Here is a 16351-nt window from a genome sequence, read left to right as displayed (position 1 = left end):
CTATGCCCCTTTCTTTCCCGGTGTCCCCGTTGCCGGATTCCCTTTCCCCGAAAGCCCGTTACCTTCCGTTGGTGGAGGAGACGATTTTTTCCCTTTCGGTACCCAAAGCCTCTGGCCCACCGAAAGCCTCCGGGGATCCTGGATGCCGTTTTTTTTCATTAAAAACCGCACCGAACATCCCGTTTTCCGGGCGATTTTCTGCAACGTGTCCCCCCGCCGCACAGTGTAGACAACCCAAAGGCCAGAGGATTCCTGCAAAGAGGGGGCTTGCAACTTCTCTTGCCACCGCGCTCCCCTGGGCAATACAATCCGCTCGCCCACCCGGAGTTGCCCATTGGGAAGGTGATTAAGCTCTCGTAACTCCTCCACTTTGACTCCGAACTTGCGCGCAATTCCTGCCAGCGTATCCCCAGAACTGACCCGGTAGGTGGCAAACGACTCACGGCTGGCAGCTCCCTTCCAGTTCCCATGCACCGAGGAAGCCAAGCTCGCAGAAGATCCGGCCCTCGGTGTTACCACCCCTAGCGCGCGCCGAACCCAGGGGTTTTGCTCGACCCACTTCCAGGAAGAGACCAGCCAGATCGCTACCAGATGAGCCACCACAAGAAGCACAAAGGTCGTTAGCACCCGCAAGGGGCCCAACCCCTCGCCTGGCTGGTCCTCCACGACAGCCTCCCGGGCGGACGACTCCCACCGGCTCAACCGGCCCGCCATACTTCCCCTCCCCGCGTTGCGTTCCTGTACCGGTCTGGATGGCTCATCGCCTCACCTAATTTTCAAACTTGAAAGAGCGATCATGGAAAAAAGAAGGCTCAAAATCCAAAAACGAACCACCACCGTCGTCTCGCTCCATCCTACCAGTTCGAAGTGGTGATGCAGGGGGGCCATCGCAAAAATCCGCCGCCCAGTCATCTTAAACGATCCCACCTGGAGAAGTACTGAAAGCGCTTCCAGGACAAAAATACCCCCAGCAATCACCAGCAGAAGCTCCTGGCACAAGCAAATGGAGACGATGCCAATGGCTCCCCCGATCGCCAACGATCCCGTATCCCCCATGAACACCTGGGCCGGGTAACAGTTGTACCAGAGAAACCCCATACATGCCCCGAGAAGCGCTGCGCAAAAAACCGCCAGTTCCCCTCCCCCGCGCACGTACGGAACAAAGAGATATCCAGCAAAATCAGGCCGCCCTGCCACATAGGCAAAAACCGCGTAAACAAACGCGACAGTAATCGAGCAGCCTACGGCCAGGCCATCCAGCCCGTCGGTCAAGTTGACAGCATTGGAAGCCCCCATGACGACCAGCATGAGAAAAGGCCAGATCACCCATCCCAAATCCCACAAGGTGCTCTCTTTGACAAACGGCACGACGACCCGGTAGAGGTTGCGGGACGTTTCCGGCTCCCAAGCCAAAGCCAAGCCCACTACGACCGCTACGAACCCCTGCGCCAGAAGTTTCACACGACCCGGGATCCCCCGGGCCGCCTTCTGGCGGATTTTGGCCAAGTCATCGGCCATACCAACCAGTCCCAGGGAAAGAAGCCCAAAGAGCGATAGCAACACGTACCGGTTGGTCGGAATCCCCCAAAGAAGAGAGCTCGCCGTAACAGAGGCTAGAATGAGAACCCCGCCCATTGTCGGTGTGCCCTTTTTTTGACTATGGAGTTCTGCCAACCGGTGAACCTCTTCCTTTCCCCGCAAGGGCTGACCTGCTTTCAAGCGCCGCAAGATCCGGATGCACCACGGTCCGAAGATCCAGCAGAAGGCAAGCGAGGTGATCGCGGCGGCCGTGGCCCGGAAGCTGATGTACCGGAATACGTTCAACGGCCCAAACGAGTGACTCCAGTAATGAAGGTAGTAAAGCATGGGAAACACACCTAACCTGCCGCCGAACCGTCCAGGCCCTCCACAACCCTTTCCAGACCCACCGCCCGCGATCCTTTCACCAAAAGAAGGTCGCCCGGGCGAAAAAGCTCCCGGACCTGCTCCAAGGCCTCCTGCGCTCCCGGAACAACAAAAAGGCGATCTTCGGGAAAATGGACCTCCCTTGCCCCTTGGGCGAGTGTCTCGCCGTGCTCCCCTACAAACACCACCCAGTCAAGCCCAAGCCTGCCCACCTGTTTGCCCAATTCCCTATGGAAACCCGCCGCCCACTCTCCCAATTCCCCCATCGTACCGAGGACAGCTCCCCTACGCCCACCCAGCTGGAGTCGCGCCAGTGCCTCCAAAGCAGCCTCCACCGACTGGGGATTGGCATTGTAAGAATCATCCAAGACCCATCCCCCAGCGCTGGGTTTAAGCTCCATTCTTCCCGCAGAGGGGCGAAAACGCTCCAGTCCCTGCGCAATCTCCGAAAGGGAAAGCCCCGCTATCCCACCGAGGGCCGCCGCCAAAAGAACATTAACTCCCAAGGCCCCACCCCAAAACGGTAGGAAAACCTCAACTTTTCCTACCCCATGCCAGGAAAGCCAGTACCGGCTTCCCTCCTTCCCAGGTTCCCAACCTTCCAAAACCCACACCGCATCCTCTCCTCCTCCCACCCACATCATCCGCGCCTTGGAACGCCAGGCAAAGCGGCGTAGCCACACGTCTTGCCCGTTGGCTACAGCCCATCCATCGGAAGGAAGAGAGGCCCACAGATCGGTCTTTTCCCTGGCAATCGCTTCCAGGCTTCCGAAAAACTCTATGTGCGCGGGACCAATCCCCGTAATCACGCCAAACTGGGGTCGAACCAGCTCCGCCAGAAAAGCAATCTCACCCGGGTGGTTCGTTCCCAACTCGACCACGGCAAATTCCTCGTCCGGAGCAACCTGTAATACGGTTAAGGGAACCCCAATATGGTTATTTTGATTTCCCTGGGTCGCCGCAACGCGGAATCGTGCGCCAAGAACCGAGCGAATGAGCTCCTTGGTCGTGGTTTTCCCACTACTTCCCGTGACGGCGATCCACCGAGCCCGATGCCCAGCCCGATAGGCACAAGCCGCTGCCTGCAAGGCTTGGAGGGTATCCGAAACCCGGATAACGGAAACGTTTTCCGAATCGATCTGCCAACCCGTTTCCACGACCACCACCGAGGCCCCCTTTTGGATCGCTTGCAGAATAAACTGATGCCCATCCCATCGCCTTCCTTTGAGAGCGACAAAAGCATCTCCCGGAAGAGCCGTCCGAGAATCGGTGTGTACCCGTACAATCTCCCGATCCTCGCGACCGCAAAGCTCTCCCCCCATCCATTGGGCCAGATCTTTTGCCGTTGCCAGTGCCATAGGAACTTCCCCGAGCCCTCTCTTTTTTATCTTGATTCTCTTGATAAAAGCCACCGGACCACTTCCCGATCGTCGAAAGGAAGGAACTGGCCCGCGATTTCCTGCGTCCGTTCATGTCCTTTCCCTGCCACGCACACGATGTCCCCCTCCCGCGCGTCAGCGATCGCAAGACCAATGGCCTCTTTCCGATCCGCAATCCAATGGACTTTCTTGCCGGCGTGCGGGGGAACCCCTTGCTGCATATCTGCAAAAATCTTTTCCAAGGGTTCATCTCTGGGATTATCGGCCGTAAAGTAGACCCGATCCGAACCTTCCACGGCCACCTGCGCCATCCTCGGTCGCTTGGTGCGATCCCGGTTTCCCCCGCATCCAACCACAAGCGAAAGCTTCCGAGGACCCAGGGCACGCAGGGTCTGCAAAAGATAGCGCAGTCCTTCCTCGGTATGCGCGTAATCCACAACGACCGTAAAACCCCGGCGGGAAGAAAACCTCTCCATCCGTCCCGGCACCTGCGGCAATCCCTCCCACAGGGTAGTCAGCTCCTTCCAGGAAATCCCCAGTGCCCAAGCCGCTGCAAGCGCGCAGAGAAAATTCCGCACGTTATGCTCCCCCAAATGGGGCAAGCGCACCTTCTGACGCGGGTACTTCCGCCACCGCACCCAAAACTCCGTCCCGGAAAGGGAAAGCTTGACCTGGGAAGCCTCGAGATCCAAGGCCTCCTTGCCCTGGATCCCGCACCGGATAAGCCGCACATGAGGAGGCAAAAACTTCGGGATCCGCCTGCCATACGGGTCATCCCAGTTGACCACAAAATAGCTTGAGGGTCGTTTCAGAAGCCGGAGCAACAAGCATTTGTCCAAAAAGTACTCCTCCATCGACGCGTGAAAATCCAGGTGCTCAGGGGAGAGATTGGTAAAAATCCCAACATCAAACCGGATCCCGTCGGCCCGGCCCTGGGCCAGCGAATGAGAGGAAAGTTCGACGACCGCATGGGTAGACCCCGAATCCCTCATCCGGGCAAGAAAATGCTGAAGCTCTAGTCCCTCCGGTGTCGTCCGGGTGGCTACCAGCTGCAAACCCGCAACGCGGTATTCCACTGTGCCCAGTAACCCGGTCCGAAATCCGGACATTTCCAGGAACGAATGGAGAAAATAGCACGTCGTCGTTTTCCCATTGGTCCCCGTCACACCTGCCACTTTCAGGCTTCGGCTCGGATGGTGATACCAGGCACCAGCCATGACCGAAAGAGCACTGCGAGTCGAGGGAACGTGCACGAAGGGAACCCCCGGATGGAGCCGGAGCCCCTCCGGTAAGATTTCACCCACAACCCCGCTAGCTCCCTTTTCATACGCCCTGTCCGCAAAGGAATGCCCATCGAAACGGGAACCCTTCCAAGCAAAGAAAAGATTGCCCGGTTCAAGATCCCGCGAGTCATAAGAGAGCCCCGTGACCTCCCCTCCCGTGGGTCCCAGCACATGATAGGCTTCCAAAGCCCGTATGAGCTGTCGCAGTTTCATGGTGTTGCCTCCCCCGCTAGCTTCGCTGGAAGGCTTTTGGGAACAATATTGAGAATCGCCGCAATCTGGCCTGCCATCTCGCTAAAAGCCGGCGCCGCCACTGCCCCCCCGTAGTAGTCCTCCCCATGGGGTTCGTCCACCATGACCAAAAGGAGAACTTCTGGATCCTCCTCCGGGAAATACCCAATAAAACTGGAAAGATAGCGACCGTGCGCATAACTTCCCCGGATGACTTTCTGTGCCGTCCCGGTTTTACCGGCAACCGTAAAACCCGGCACACTGGCCTTAACCCCGGTACCCCCCGGCTCCACAACTCCCTTGAGAGCTAAAGAAGCAAGCCGTGCCGCGCGCTTCGAAACAACCCGGCGAAGCGGCTGCGGCCGGAACGTCGCCACGGTCTCTCCTTGCGGGCTGCGAAGCTCCTTAAGGAGGTAGGGACGCAAAAGCCACCCTCCATTGGCCACAGCCGCCGCCGCGACCGCCATCTGGATGGGCGTAACGGCAATCCCCTGGCCCATCGCCACCCGGGTCACCGTAAGCTTCGACCACTCCTCCAGCGGCCGGACAATCCCGGCCGACTCCCCTTGCCCTTGGAGAAGCCCTGTGGGTTCGCCGAAACCAAAAAGCCGGACATAGCGATAGAGCCGGTTCTCCCCGAGGGCCAGCCCCACCTTGGCAAATCCAATGTTACTGGATTTGGCCGTAACCTCCCGCAAGGTCAAAACACCGTACGGATGGACATCGTGAAGCCAGTAACCCCCGTAGAAAAACTGGCCGTTCTCGCAGTCAAGGGTAGAATCCAGCGAAAAGAGCCCTTCGTTTAACGCGGCGGATAACGTCACGAGTTTAAAAATCGATCCCGGTTCAAAAGTATCCGTAAGACAACGGTTCCGAAGAGAGGCCGCATCGATCGACCCCCTCCGCGAGGGATCAAACGAAGGACGATTGGCCAACCCCAAGACCTCCCCGGTCTTGGGTCGCAAGGCAATGGCAAAACAGCCGTTGGGATGATACTTTCCCTCGAGCCCCTTAAGACCTTCCTCCAGTACCCGCTGCACACCCGCATCCAGCGTAAGGACCACCGTCGACCCATCGACCGGGGGAACATCCTTCGCTCGAAAGGCCGCAATTTCGCGACCGCGAACATCGCGCTCGAACCATTTTTCGCCGGGCTTACCTGCAAGCCAGTTCTCCCATGCCTTTTCGACACCAAGAACTCCCCGGCCCGTTTCATCCACCATTCCCACGACATGGCACGCAAGCGATCCATTGGGATAGAGTCTTTTGTACCGCTCTTCCACAATGAGGAAAGGGGCCACCGCTTTGCCCTCCTTTTGCCATTTCCGCAACCACTCCTTTTGGAGAGCCTCTAGCTGCGCCACTTTCTCTTCCGAAAGATCCTTCGATAAAAGCGCATACCGATCGGACGGATTCACCGTCCGGACCAAAACTTCTGGCGGCTTGCCGGCAATGCGCGCTAAAGCCGGGAGGAGTAGCCCAGGTTCGAAAACATGCTGCATATCGAGGTGGACCTCGTAGGTGGGACGACTTTGGGCCAGTACTTGGAAGTTCCGGTCCAAAATGACGCCCCGCCGCGGTTCCAGCCAGAGCCTTACGTTATGATTCTCCATCGCTAGCCGGGCGTACTTTTCATGTTCCCAGAGCTGGAGTTGAACCAGGCGCAGAGAAATCGCCGTAAGCCCTAGGACTAAAAGCGCAACAATGATCAGCGCCCTTTGTCTCACCTCGCCGGGTGTGAGCGCACCGGCTCCGCGCGCCGGGACTTGGGAGCTTCCTGGACCCGATCCATCGCGATCACTTCGAGCTCGCCCAAAGGCACCAACCCCAGATGCCATTCGCGCACCTTGCGCTCGAGTTCGGAAGATGCCAGAAGGACACCAATATTGGCCTCCCATCGGGCGTTGCGCCGGTTCCATCCTTCCAACTCCTTTTCCAAAGCGCCGATCTCTCCCGAGAGGCGCAAAATCTCGTTTTTCAGCCACACATAGTTAAGCCCTAGCGCCGAAAGAACCCCAAAGGCAACCACCCACTGGATCACCGTTGCCCATCGAAGTCCATATTCCCCCTTGGCTCGATTTTTCCCCATCAAGGATTAGCCTCGTTTCCATCCGATCCTCAGCCGGGCACTTCGTGCTCGCGGATTGGAAGCCACCTCCTCCGGCGTGGGCAGGTATCGGTGCACCCGTTCAAACCAGCCAACCTTTCGACCGGGATCCCGCGGCAAGCCCTCCCCAAGATCCCCTTCCCCACGAAAAAACCCTTTGACTATGCGATCCTCCAGGGAGTGAAAAGCCACCACGGCAAGCCTGCCTCCCGGTCGCAGCACATCCCTGGCCTCCCGAAGCGCTACCGGCAAATAGTCCAGTTCCCGGTTGACCGCCAACCGCAGCGCAAGAAACGGCCGCGTCGCCGGGTGGATCCGGGATCCCCGCCGCCATCCCAGGGTTTTTTCCGCGATCCGAGCCAGATCCGTGGTCGTTTGTAACCTTCCCCGCTCGCGCGCCATGACAACCGCACGAGCAAGTTTGCGACTTTCCCGTAAATCCAAGACTCGATGAAAAAGGACCGTTATATCCTCCAAGCTTGCGCCATAGAGAAGATCCCGGGCCGAGAGAGGCAACCGCCGGTCCATCCGCATATCCAGCGGGCCTACGGTGCGAAAACTAAAGCCGCGGGTAGGATCCGACAACTGCAGGCCGGAAACCCCCAGATCCAGCACAACCCCATCCACCCAGGCAAACCCCATCTTTCGGCATAGCTCTCCCAACCGGGCAAAGTTTTCTCGAAAGAACCGAAACTTTTCCGGAAATTTCTCCTCAAGTTCACGAGCAAATCCTTCCGCAAGCTCGTCCCAATCCAAGGCCAAGACCTGGCATTGTCGGGCTAAAAGTGCGCGGCTATACCCTCCTGAACCAAACGTCGCATCAACCCAGACTTCTTCGGGCTTGGGCTCAGCAGCTTCGAGAAACCGCTCCAAAAGGACCGGTCGATGAACGACCTCCTCCCCCAGGTCCAAGCTCGGCCTGCGGAGCTGGCTTTTCCTCGTTACAGCCGTAAGAGCCATCCCTCGATCACCTCCTCTAGTTGGAGGGGCCGCGGCGCTGCCGCCTTCCAACGATCCGGAGCCCAGATTTGAAAGTGGTCCAAGCATCCGACCAGAATGGCTTCCTTTTTTAATTGCGCATGCGTGCGAAGACGCTCCTTAACCGTGATCCGGCCTTGCTGGTCCCAGCTAGCCGCCTGGGCCATCTGAGCCAGCGCTTCCAGGCGCAACCGTTGGGGATCATCCAGAGAAAAACTGGCAATGGCCTCCTGAAGACGACCCAGCCAGGACTCCGGATAGACCTTGAGACACAGTTTTTTGGAGGGAAAAATGAAAAGCCTTGATTCATAAGCTTCCGTTCGCCAGTCGGCGGGAATCGTAATCCTGCCCTTTTCGTCAAAGCTATGTTCAAAGACATCCGTGTAGCTGGCCCGAACCGGGCGATAATCCGTCCTCCCAGAGCCCCCCTTCTGGGCCACCTGGCTCCATTTTTCTCCAATGTCTCCCACTTTGCCCCATTTGCCTCCACGACCAGGGGATTGTCAAACTTTTTTTTGGAAAAAAACGAAAAGTAAGGATCTTTTTTTATTCTAGCAATGGCCGGCCTCCGCCTTGACCACCCATCCAGGACCGCCTGCCCCGCGCACACAACGTCACTCGGATATCCTGTGACAACGAGCCTTTTCTGTCCCTTTGTATTGTCTCGCTCTTGACAACCCTTACCTCACACCTTCTAGCGAAAGAGCCTCCCTTAGGTCCAAGCGCTCCTCGTAAAGCGCACGCCCAACGACCACCCCGTAAAGCCCCCCAACCCTTGCCAGTTTCCGGAGGTCCTCAAGTCCCCCGATTCCTCCGGAAGCCATCCACAGCCCCCCCACCGAACCAACGAGCTTCTCGATCCCCTCCATATCTGGCCCGCCAAGCGTTCCGTCGACCGAGGTGTCCGTATAAAGAAAGCGCTCGATCCCTGCTGCACGAAGCTCCAAGGCAAGCCCCATCACTGTCCGCTGGGATCGTTGCACCCAGCCCCGAGTCACCACACGCTCCTTGCGAGCATCCAGTGCCACACCGATTCGATCGCTACCAAACCTTCGCACAATCTGGGCCGCCAAGGACGGATTTTCCGCCGCTACCGTTCCCAAAAGAATCCACCGGGCTCCTGACTCCAACGCTTGTTCCACGGCCCACTCGCTCCGTATCCCTCCTCCGAGCTGGAGGGCAAGCCCCGTAGACTCCACGATCCTGCGAACCCAGTGAAGCTGTCGTGGCTCTCCCTCAAACGCACCATCCAGGTCCACCACATGGAGCCGTCGTGCCCCTGCTTCCTTCCACTTTTGGGCCACCGCAACCGGGTCTTTCCCATAGACCCACAGCTTGTCCTTGCGGCCCTGCAAAAGCCGCACTACCTGGCCCTGGTAAAGATCCAACGCAGCAAAGAGTTTGATCGCAATCCCTCCTCCCTACGCACACTCGATCGAGCGGACGAAGGCCCGTAAGAGCCCCAAACCCACCCGCTGGCTTTTTTCCGGATGAAACTGTGTAGCCACCAGCCTGCCCCGGCCAATGGAACTCGCAAAACGGACCCCATACTGCGTCCAGCTTAACACAAGCTCCCGATCACGGGGCTCCGGGTAAAAGCTGTGCACAAAATACACAAACTCCCCGCTGGGCAGGGCAAAACTCCACGGGTTGGTCCGGACCACCTCAATCCGGTTCCAACCCATGTGAGGCACCTTGAGAGTCCCGGCCGGCAAGCGTCGTACCATCCCGGCAAAAATCCCCAAACCGGGGCACCCTGGCGCTTCCTCGCTCCCTTCAAAAAGCACCTGGTAACCCAGGCAAATACCAAGAAAAGGTTTCCCCTCGCCGATCCACTGGCGGATAGGCTCCCAAAGCTTGCGGTTCTGTAATTGCCGTACACAATCGCCAAACGCTCCCACCCCAGGCAGTACGAGCGCCTGAAGCCCAGGAAGGTCACCCGGTCCCGTCACAAGGATTGGACTAGCCCCGGTGACCCGCAGCGCGTTGGCCACGCTGCGGAGGTTCCCCATGGAATAGTCGACGAGCCCAATGCGAAGACCCAAACCAAAACGTCCCTGAAAGTCACCGGTTGGAAACCCTTTCTTTGGCTCTTGCCGGAGAAGTCCCGAAGAAGGGTGATCTTCTTGATTACGTCCACGATTTTTTTCTTGCATAGAAGCGTTCTGACGTCCTTGGATCAGTGATTTTTAGGGTTGGAGTAGCTTTGGTCCCTTGTAGGATCCAAAGTAAAAGAAAAAAGGAAAACGTTCTAAGAAAAAGCATCCACTCCAGGCCAAAGTAGCAAGCATGACCGCGGATCGAAGGAAAGTCCCCTTTGTAAAATTGACCGGGGCCGGCAACGATTTCATTCTCATTGATAATCGCTCCCATCGCCTAAGTCTAGCTCCCCAAACGATCGCTTGGCTTTGCGACCGCCATTTTGGTGTCGGAGCCGACGGGGTCCTTTTGGTCGAGCAAGGCGACCAACCCGGCCGAACCCTCATGCGGTATTTTAACTGCGATGGGACAGAAGCCGAAAGTTGCGGCAACGGAGCCCGATGTTTTGCGCGTTTCCTTGCCCATCAAGGCTTTGGAAACTCGCTTTGCTTTGACACCAAGGCCGGCCCGATCGAAGCCACCGTGGATGCCGAAGGGGTATCGGTGAAGCTTCCTGCCCCCCAAGAGGTGGAACTGCATCGCTTCATCTCGACCGCTCACGGCCCGCTCGAAGTTCATTTTGTCAAGACCGGAGTCCCGCATCTTGTAGTCTTTGTGCGCGATCTTGAGTCGGTCCCCATTCGAGAACGAGGCGCCGAACTGCGCCATCATCCCGCCTGGTCACCTGCGGGAGCCAATGTGAATTTTGTCCAAGTAACCGGGTCCTCCTCCATTGGCGTTCGGACGTACGAGCGTGGGGTTGAAGACGAAACCCTGGCCTGCGGGACAGGGGTTGCCGCGTCGGCCCTCGTCGCGTATCTCGTCAAGCAACTAGCTCCTCCGATCGAAGTGACCGTCAAAAGCCGTTCGATTCTCCGGGTCGAGTTTGCTCCCGGAGAACCCCTTCCTGGCCAGGTGGTCCTCCGCGGTCCTGCCGAGGTCGTCTTTTCGGGTGAAGTCGAGTTACGTGATCCCACCCTTTGATTGTTTATGCTTCACGGCGTTTTTACTGCCTTAGTGACTCCTTTTCGCGACGGTTGCATCGACAGCAAGGCGCTTTTGGCCTTGGTCGAACGCCAGGTTCAGGCCGGAGTCGAAGGAATGGTCCCCGTGGGAACCACGGGGGAATCGGCCACCTTAAGCCACCACGAGCATATTCAAGTGATTGAAATGGTGGTCCAGCAAGCGGCAGGGCGCACCCGTGTCATTGCGGGAACCGGGAGCAACAGCACACGCGAAGCCATCGAACTCACCCAGGCTGCGGAAAAGGCAGGAGCCGATGGAGTACTGGTCGTTTCCCCATACTACAACCGCCCAACACAAGCAGGTCTGATCGCCCATTTTGAAGCGGTCTGCCAATCGACCCCGCTTCCTGTGGTTCTTTACAATATTCCGAGTCGGTGCGGAGTGGATCTTTTGCCGGAAACTGTGGCCGAGATTGCGCAGCGCTGTCCGAATGCCGTCGCCATTAAGGAAGCCAGCGGCTCAGTGGATCGGGTGAGCCGGCTCAAACAATGTTTACCGGAAGAGTTTGCCATCCTAAGCGGGGACGATAGCCTAACCCTTCCCCTTTTGAGCCTGGGAGCCACCGGGGTCATAAGCGTGGCGTCCAACCTTGTACCCCGCGAGGTAGGAAGCCTGGTGCGAAGCTTTTGTGCTGGGAACCCTTCCGAAGCCCTCCAATGGCATCGAAAGCTTTACCCGCTTTTTCGGGATCTGTTTCTTGAGACCAATCCTGTTCCGGTCAAACAAGCCCTTGCCTTTCTGGGATGGATGAGCGCAGAAGTTCGTCTCCCCCTTGTCCCGATGGAGCCCGCCAATTGGAGGCGGCTTGAACAGACACTGCGCTCCCTGGGGCTTGTCCCATCATGAACTCCCCGATCCAGCTGGGTGTCTTTGGAGCCAAGGGAAAAATGGGACAGGAAATTGTCCGCCTGGCGTCCTCTGATCCTCGCTTTACCGTTGTGGCTCAGCTCGATCGAGGTGACGATCCCCTCCGAGGTTTTGTCTCCTGCGACGTGATCATCGATTTTAGCCACCCTTCGGCTACTGCCAGCCTCGTGGAAGCCTGTGTTGCCCTGGACAAAGCCCTTGTCAGTGGCACCACGGGGCACACAAGCGAGGAGAAAGCAACAATACGGGACGCTGCCCAAAAGATTCCCATCCTCCATGCTCCCAACTTTTCCCTGGGCGTAATGGTACTGGGGCGACTCGTGCAGGAGGCCGCCCGCTGGCTCTTAGGGGAAGGCTACGAAGTAGAGATTGTGGAACTGCACCACCGCAACAAGCTCGATGCTCCAAGCGGGACCGCCTGCCGTTTAGCCGAAATGATTGGCCAATCGATGCAAAGGCAGTGGCAGGAAATGGCCCGGTTCGGTCGAGCGGGACAAACCGGTCCTCGCTCCAAGGAGGAGCTAGGAATGCACTCGCTGCGCGGGGGAGATGTCATCGGCGAACATACGGTCCTTTTTCTTACCGAAGGAGAAAGACTGGAGCTTTCCCACAAAGCCTGGAGCCGGGCCGCCTTCGCTTCCGGAGCTCTCAAAGGAGCTTTATGGATCCGCAACCGCCCTGCCGGTCTTTACTCCATCGAGGATATGCTGGGTAGCCAGCCGAAGAGCTCTTTCTAGCTAAAGGAGAAAGCCATCCACGCGCTTCAGGCCCGGACAAGAGGGCCGGAAAAAAACGAAATCTCGGTCGCGTCCCTGCACAGGATGGGATTATCTTTTGACCATGGCAAAAAAAATTTTTGTGGGTGTTGCCTGGCCGTACGCTAACGGCCCTCTCCATGCCGGACACCTGGCCGGGGTTTACCTTCCAGCCGACATCTTTTGCCGATACCACCGGATCCAAGGGAATCCCATCCTTATGGTGAGCGGCAGCGATGCCCACGGCACGCCGATCACCGTCCGCGCAGAAAAGGAAGGAGTCTCCCCTGCAGACATTGCGGAGCGTTTCCATAGGGAATTCCAGGGATATTGGGCCTCGCTTGGCATTTCCTTCGATCACTACACAACCACACGCTCCCTAACCCATCAAAAGACGGTGGGAGAGATTTTTTCCACCCTGCTGGACAAAGGCTATCTTTTCCAAAAAGAGGTCGAGGCTTACTACGACCCCATAAAAAAACGTTTTTTACCGGATCGCTACATCGAAGGGACCTGTCCCCGCTGCGGGTATGAACGAGCCAGAGGAGACCAGTGCGAGGGTTGCGGGACGTTGTTGGAGCCTTCTCAGCTTCTCTTTCCCCGAAGCCTCCTGTCTGGAGAGCCTCCCGTTCTGAGAACCACCATCCACTTCTTTTTCGACCTACCGGCCTTCCAAGATCGCTTGGTTGCCTGGGTCAAAGAAAATCATCACTGGCGATCCAACGTATACCGGTTCACGTTAAGCTTCCTGGCCCAAGGTCTCCAGCCCCGCGCGATCACCCGGGATCTCGAATGGGGTATCCCCGTACCCTATCCCGGTTACGAGCAGAAAAGGATTTACGTCTGGTTCGAAGCCGTCATTGGCTATCTTTCCGCGACGATCGAGTACGCCCAAAAGCAAGGCAACCCAGACGGATGGAAAGAGTGGTGGCAAGATCCAGAGGTCCGTTCGTATTACTTCATCGGGAAGGATAATATTCCCTTTCACACGATTATCTGGCCCGCCATCCTTCTCGGCGTAGGAGCACTCAATCTCCCCTACGACGTGCCGGCCAGCGAATATCTGGTTTTCGGGGGAGCCAAAGCCTCCAAAAGCCAGGGGATTGGCGTGACCCTTCCGGACCTGCTGCGCCACTTTACACCCGACGAAATTCGCTACGGGCTGGCAGCGGTGCTACCCGAAAGTTCCGACACCAATTTTGAGCTCGATGAATTTCTCCGGCGTCACAATGAGGAACTGGTGGGAATATACGGAAACCTCATTCATCGAACGATCACCTTTGCCCACAATTACTTAGGGGGACAAGTTCCTTCCTTTCCCGGTCTGGACGCGGGGATAAGCGAAGCCATTGAAAAGGCGTTCCAAGAAGAAAGTTGTTGCTTGGAAGCGGTGCGCCTTCGGGATGGCCTTCGAGTGGCCCTGGGACTGGCTCGCCTGGGAAACCGTTACTTTGAGGAAAAAGCTCCCTGGAAAAGCGCCCGAGAAAATCCACCGGCCATGAAGGCGGCACTCGGGAATCTCTTGAATCTTCTCCAGGCCCTCAAAATCCTGTGGTACCCCTTTTTGCCCCACGCTTCCCAGCGCCTTCATGAACTTTTGGGAGCAAGCGGAAAGGTCGAGGAAACCGGATGGGCTTTCCGGCCCTTGGAGCCGCACACCCCGCTTGGCAAACCTTTGCTGCCCTTTCGCAAGCTTGAGGCAACCCAACTCGGCTAGGGAGGCCTTTGCCCGGTCGTTGCCTCGAAAAAGAATCGCTCATAAGCTTGCGAGCCAAGGCCCATCCCTTCTCCCCGTCGCCCGGGCGAGGCCGAGGGCCCCTAAGACTTTGGGAGTGCATGACAGGGGGCCCACCGAAATCGTCCCATCAGCTGCCGCAAGAGCCAAAATGGCATTGAGACGGAGTGGGTGTTATATCAGCGCAAAAGATACGAAAGACTGAAGAGGCACCTTTCTTTCCCCTTCTGCGCCCATCGGCAAATAGCGACATCTCCCGAAGGGTATTGCGCCTGGGCAGCTCGACTAGGGCGATACCCCGCCGGTAATATAAGCCCCCCAATTTCCTCGTGGGGAAAGGGTGTCACGAAAGAGAACTCCCTGGCCAGGCCTTTTGACCCAAGGGAAACTCGGGCGCCGGTTCCCACCCAAGATTCACCACGCAAAAAACCTCGTCCCTCCTTACCCTGCAAATACAAAAAAGCTTCTGGACGGTTCTCGTGACGTCCGGCGCCAACCACGATTCCAAGCCAAACCCTTCTCCCCTTCCAAAATCGATTGAAGCTCCTGTTCTCTTTGCTGGGCCTTTTCTACAAGTTCCCGTTTCAAGTTGTCCCACAACTCTTGGATTTGTTTTTGCGTGGACTCCTCCAATGCTTTCTTCTGGTTCTCGTATTCACTTTCCAATTGACTCCGGTATTGCTCCACAGCCTGGTTTATTTGGGCCAAGGCTTCTGCCCGAGCTCTGCGCCGTGCGGCGTAAGCCGCCCGCCTGCGTTCGTACACTTCATGCTCGTGAGATTTTCCCACGATTAACCCGCCGAGCAATCCTCCTAGCGCTCCCACTCCAGCACCAATTCCCGCCCCTTCCCCTCCTCCAGCAATGCCACCGAAAAGCGCCCCAGCAGCTGCACCGGAAAGTGCTCCAAGACCCGCAGCCGTCGGGGTCCCGGTTCCCGATTTCAAGAGCTCGCGGTTGGGTCGTGGGGCCGATCCGACCTGCGGGACTTGCGCCAAAAGTTTTTGCCGGTACTCGGAAAGCTGTCTTTCCATTTGGGCTCGACCCGACTCGAGCTGTTGTTGAAGCTCTTGCTCGCGCTGGTGGCTGGTTTGCTCGATAGCGCTGACACGATCGCGAAATTGCCGCCAACTGGTTTCTTGTTCGTTCAAGCACTCATCGATTTCCGAAGCGGACCGGATGACACAAGCTCGGGAACTCTGGGCTGCGATCGCATCCCACCGAACTCCGCGCTCCAGCGGAATCGGATCAGCCGAAAGAATCTTCCAAATCCCACCTTCCTTGACCGCCCGGCGGACCACCCAGGGAAACACCAGCTCCTTTCCTCCCTCCACAAGGAGCGTCTTTTTATCTACAAAGTAGACCTTCCCCGGGGGGAGACCCCGCGCAAAAAGCACGTACCGAATCAGAGCTTGTTCGCGCACATCAGAGCGCGGGTCAGGAACGGCATCTCCAATCGGGACCAGATACTGCGGTTCTCCAACGCGAAGCCTCACCCGGTAAACGATTCGAACCCCCTCCCCATCGCGTGCCACTTGTACAGGCTCAACATCAACGAGCTCCACTCCTCGGCCGAGCCTCCGTTTCAAAGTAGCCCATGCGGTCTCCCTCGGTGGCACTAGCGTAAGACTCTCCCACCATCCTAGCTTTCCCGACGGAAGCTCCCCATAGGATCCCGACGCAAAGGACTCAACCCGATCCCTCCACCGCTCCCACTCCGCCTGAAGTTCCTGCCTGGAATATCGTTCTTCATCCGCTGTGGAACCCGATGACGAAAGAACCCATGGGAGTACCCAACGCACGGCACTCGCCCCGACCAGACCCAGGGCCCCAAGAGCCAAGATCCACACCGCCCAAAAAAGAAACGATCGGCCTGGTCGTTTGGTCCGGGCGCTTTCCGGAGGAGTTTTCTCCCTGCCCAGCGAGGGGGGAGGGGGCGGCGGAGGTG

General features: G+C 57.7%; 16 protein-coding genes. 4 read left to right on the top strand and 12 right to left on the bottom strand.

The genetic code is table 11. The features are described from left to right. From KK925_RS03790 to hisH, 10 genes are all read right to left on the bottom strand, one after another. Window positions 1-714 (bottom strand): LysM peptidoglycan-binding domain-containing protein, encoded by a 714-nt coding sequence (locus KK925_RS03790; RefSeq protein ID WP_174583060.1) that lies wholly within the window; start codon window positions 712-714, stop codon window positions 1-3. 51 nt (window positions 715-765) lie between these two features. After that, a complete protein-coding gene (gene mraY, locus KK925_RS03785) occupies window positions 766-1866 on the bottom strand; it encodes a phospho-N-acetylmuramoyl-pentapeptide-transferase (protein ID WP_174583059.1) in 1101 nt (366 codons plus the stop codon). 11 nt (window positions 1867-1877) lie between these two features. Next, window positions 1878-3263 (bottom strand): UDP-N-acetylmuramoyl-tripeptide--D-alanyl-D-alanine ligase, encoded by a 1386-nt coding sequence (locus tag KK925_RS03780; protein ID WP_174583058.1) that lies wholly within the window; start codon window positions 3261-3263, stop codon window positions 1878-1880. A gap of 26 nt (window positions 3264-3289) precedes the next feature. Next, entirely contained in the window at window positions 3290-4780 is a 1491-nt protein-coding gene (locus tag KK925_RS03775) for a UDP-N-acetylmuramoyl-L-alanyl-D-glutamate--2,6-diaminopimelate ligase (RefSeq protein WP_174583057.1), read from the bottom strand. Beyond that, the gene (locus KK925_RS03770) at window positions 4777-6525 is read right to left on the bottom strand and encodes a peptidoglycan D,D-transpeptidase FtsI family protein (RefSeq protein ID WP_236027834.1); all 1749 of its coding nucleotides are present in this window, start codon (window positions 6523-6525) and stop codon (window positions 4777-4779) included. The genes KK925_RS03775 and KK925_RS03770 overlap by 4 nt, the downstream gene beginning before the upstream one ends. Next, window positions 6522-6890: a hypothetical protein gene (locus tag KK925_RS03765; RefSeq protein WP_174583055.1), complete on the bottom strand. Its 369-nt coding sequence runs from the start codon at window positions 6888-6890 to the stop codon at window positions 6522-6524. The genes KK925_RS03770 and KK925_RS03765 overlap by 4 nt, the downstream gene beginning before the upstream one ends. Before the next feature lie 3 nt (window positions 6891-6893). Then, window positions 6894-7865: a 16S rRNA (cytosine(1402)-N(4))-methyltransferase RsmH gene (gene rsmH / locus KK925_RS03760; RefSeq protein WP_174583054.1), complete on the bottom strand. Its 972-nt coding sequence runs from the start codon at window positions 7863-7865 to the stop codon at window positions 6894-6896. After that, the gene (locus KK925_RS03755) at window positions 7847-8353 is read right to left on the bottom strand and encodes a division/cell wall cluster transcriptional repressor MraZ (protein ID WP_236027833.1); all 507 of its coding nucleotides are present in this window, start codon (window positions 8351-8353) and stop codon (window positions 7847-7849) included. Before KK925_RS03755 ends, rsmH begins: the two co-directional genes overlap by 19 nt. Before the next feature lie 210 nt (window positions 8354-8563). Further along, complete coding sequence (locus KK925_RS03750; protein ID WP_174583053.1) at window positions 8564-9271, bottom strand: 1-(5-phosphoribosyl)-5-[(5-phosphoribosylamino)methylideneamino]imidazole-4-carboxamide isomerase; 708 nt, start codon at window positions 9269-9271, stop codon at window positions 8564-8566. Between the two features lie 33 nt (window positions 9272-9304). Then, the gene (gene hisH / locus KK925_RS03745) at window positions 9305-10039 is read right to left on the bottom strand and encodes an imidazole glycerol phosphate synthase subunit HisH (RefSeq protein ID WP_174583052.1); all 735 of its coding nucleotides are present in this window, start codon (window positions 10037-10039) and stop codon (window positions 9305-9307) included. A gap of 133 nt (window positions 10040-10172) precedes the next feature. Between hisH and dapF the strand changes: the two genes are divergently transcribed. The 4 genes from dapF to metG all read left to right on the top strand — a co-directional run bounded on the left by dapF (window position 10173) and on the right by metG (window position 14387). Next, window positions 10173-11006 (top strand): diaminopimelate epimerase, encoded by an 834-nt coding sequence (gene dapF, locus KK925_RS03740; protein ID WP_214096273.1) that lies wholly within the window; start codon window positions 10173-10175, stop codon window positions 11004-11006. A gap of 6 nt (window positions 11007-11012) precedes the next feature. Continuing rightward, window positions 11013-11894 carry a 4-hydroxy-tetrahydrodipicolinate synthase gene (gene dapA, locus KK925_RS03735; RefSeq protein ID WP_174583051.1) on the top strand — a complete coding sequence of 294 codons (882 nt, stop codon included), beginning with the start codon at window positions 11013-11015 and terminating at the stop codon, window positions 11892-11894. Next, the gene (dapB, locus tag KK925_RS03730; protein WP_174583050.1) at window positions 11891-12652 is read left to right on the top strand and encodes a 4-hydroxy-tetrahydrodipicolinate reductase; all 762 of its coding nucleotides are present in this window, start codon (window positions 11891-11893) and stop codon (window positions 12650-12652) included. Before dapA ends, dapB begins: the two co-directional genes overlap by 4 nt. Window positions 12653-12755: 103 nt before the next feature. Then, window positions 12756-14387, top strand: a complete 1632-nt coding sequence (gene metG, locus KK925_RS03725) for a methionine--tRNA ligase (protein WP_174583049.1) — start codon at window positions 12756-12758, stop codon at window positions 14385-14387. A gap of 197 nt (window positions 14388-14584) precedes the next feature. On the opposite strand, the gene KK925_RS03720 is transcribed toward metG, so the two are convergent. Together KK925_RS03720 and KK925_RS03715 are read right to left on the bottom strand one after the other, a co-directional pair. Beyond that, window positions 14585-14830: a hypothetical protein gene (locus KK925_RS03720; protein ID WP_174583048.1), complete on the bottom strand. Its 246-nt coding sequence runs from the start codon at window positions 14828-14830 to the stop codon at window positions 14585-14587. A gap of 16 nt (window positions 14831-14846) precedes the next feature. After that, a partial coding sequence (locus KK925_RS03715) for a lytic polysaccharide monooxygenase auxiliary activity family 9 protein (RefSeq protein ID WP_214096272.1) occupies window positions 14847-16351 on the bottom strand: 1505 nt, incomplete at its 5' end.

This window comes from Candidatus Methylacidithermus pantelleriae (assembly GCF_905250085.1).
In the GTDB taxonomy this organism is placed as follows: Bacteria; Verrucomicrobiota; Verrucomicrobiia; order Methylacidiphilales; family Methylacidiphilaceae; genus Methylacidithermus; species Methylacidithermus pantelleriae.
The sequence above is the reverse complement of the archived record's forward strand: the minus strand, read 5'-3'. Positions and strand labels throughout refer to the sequence as shown.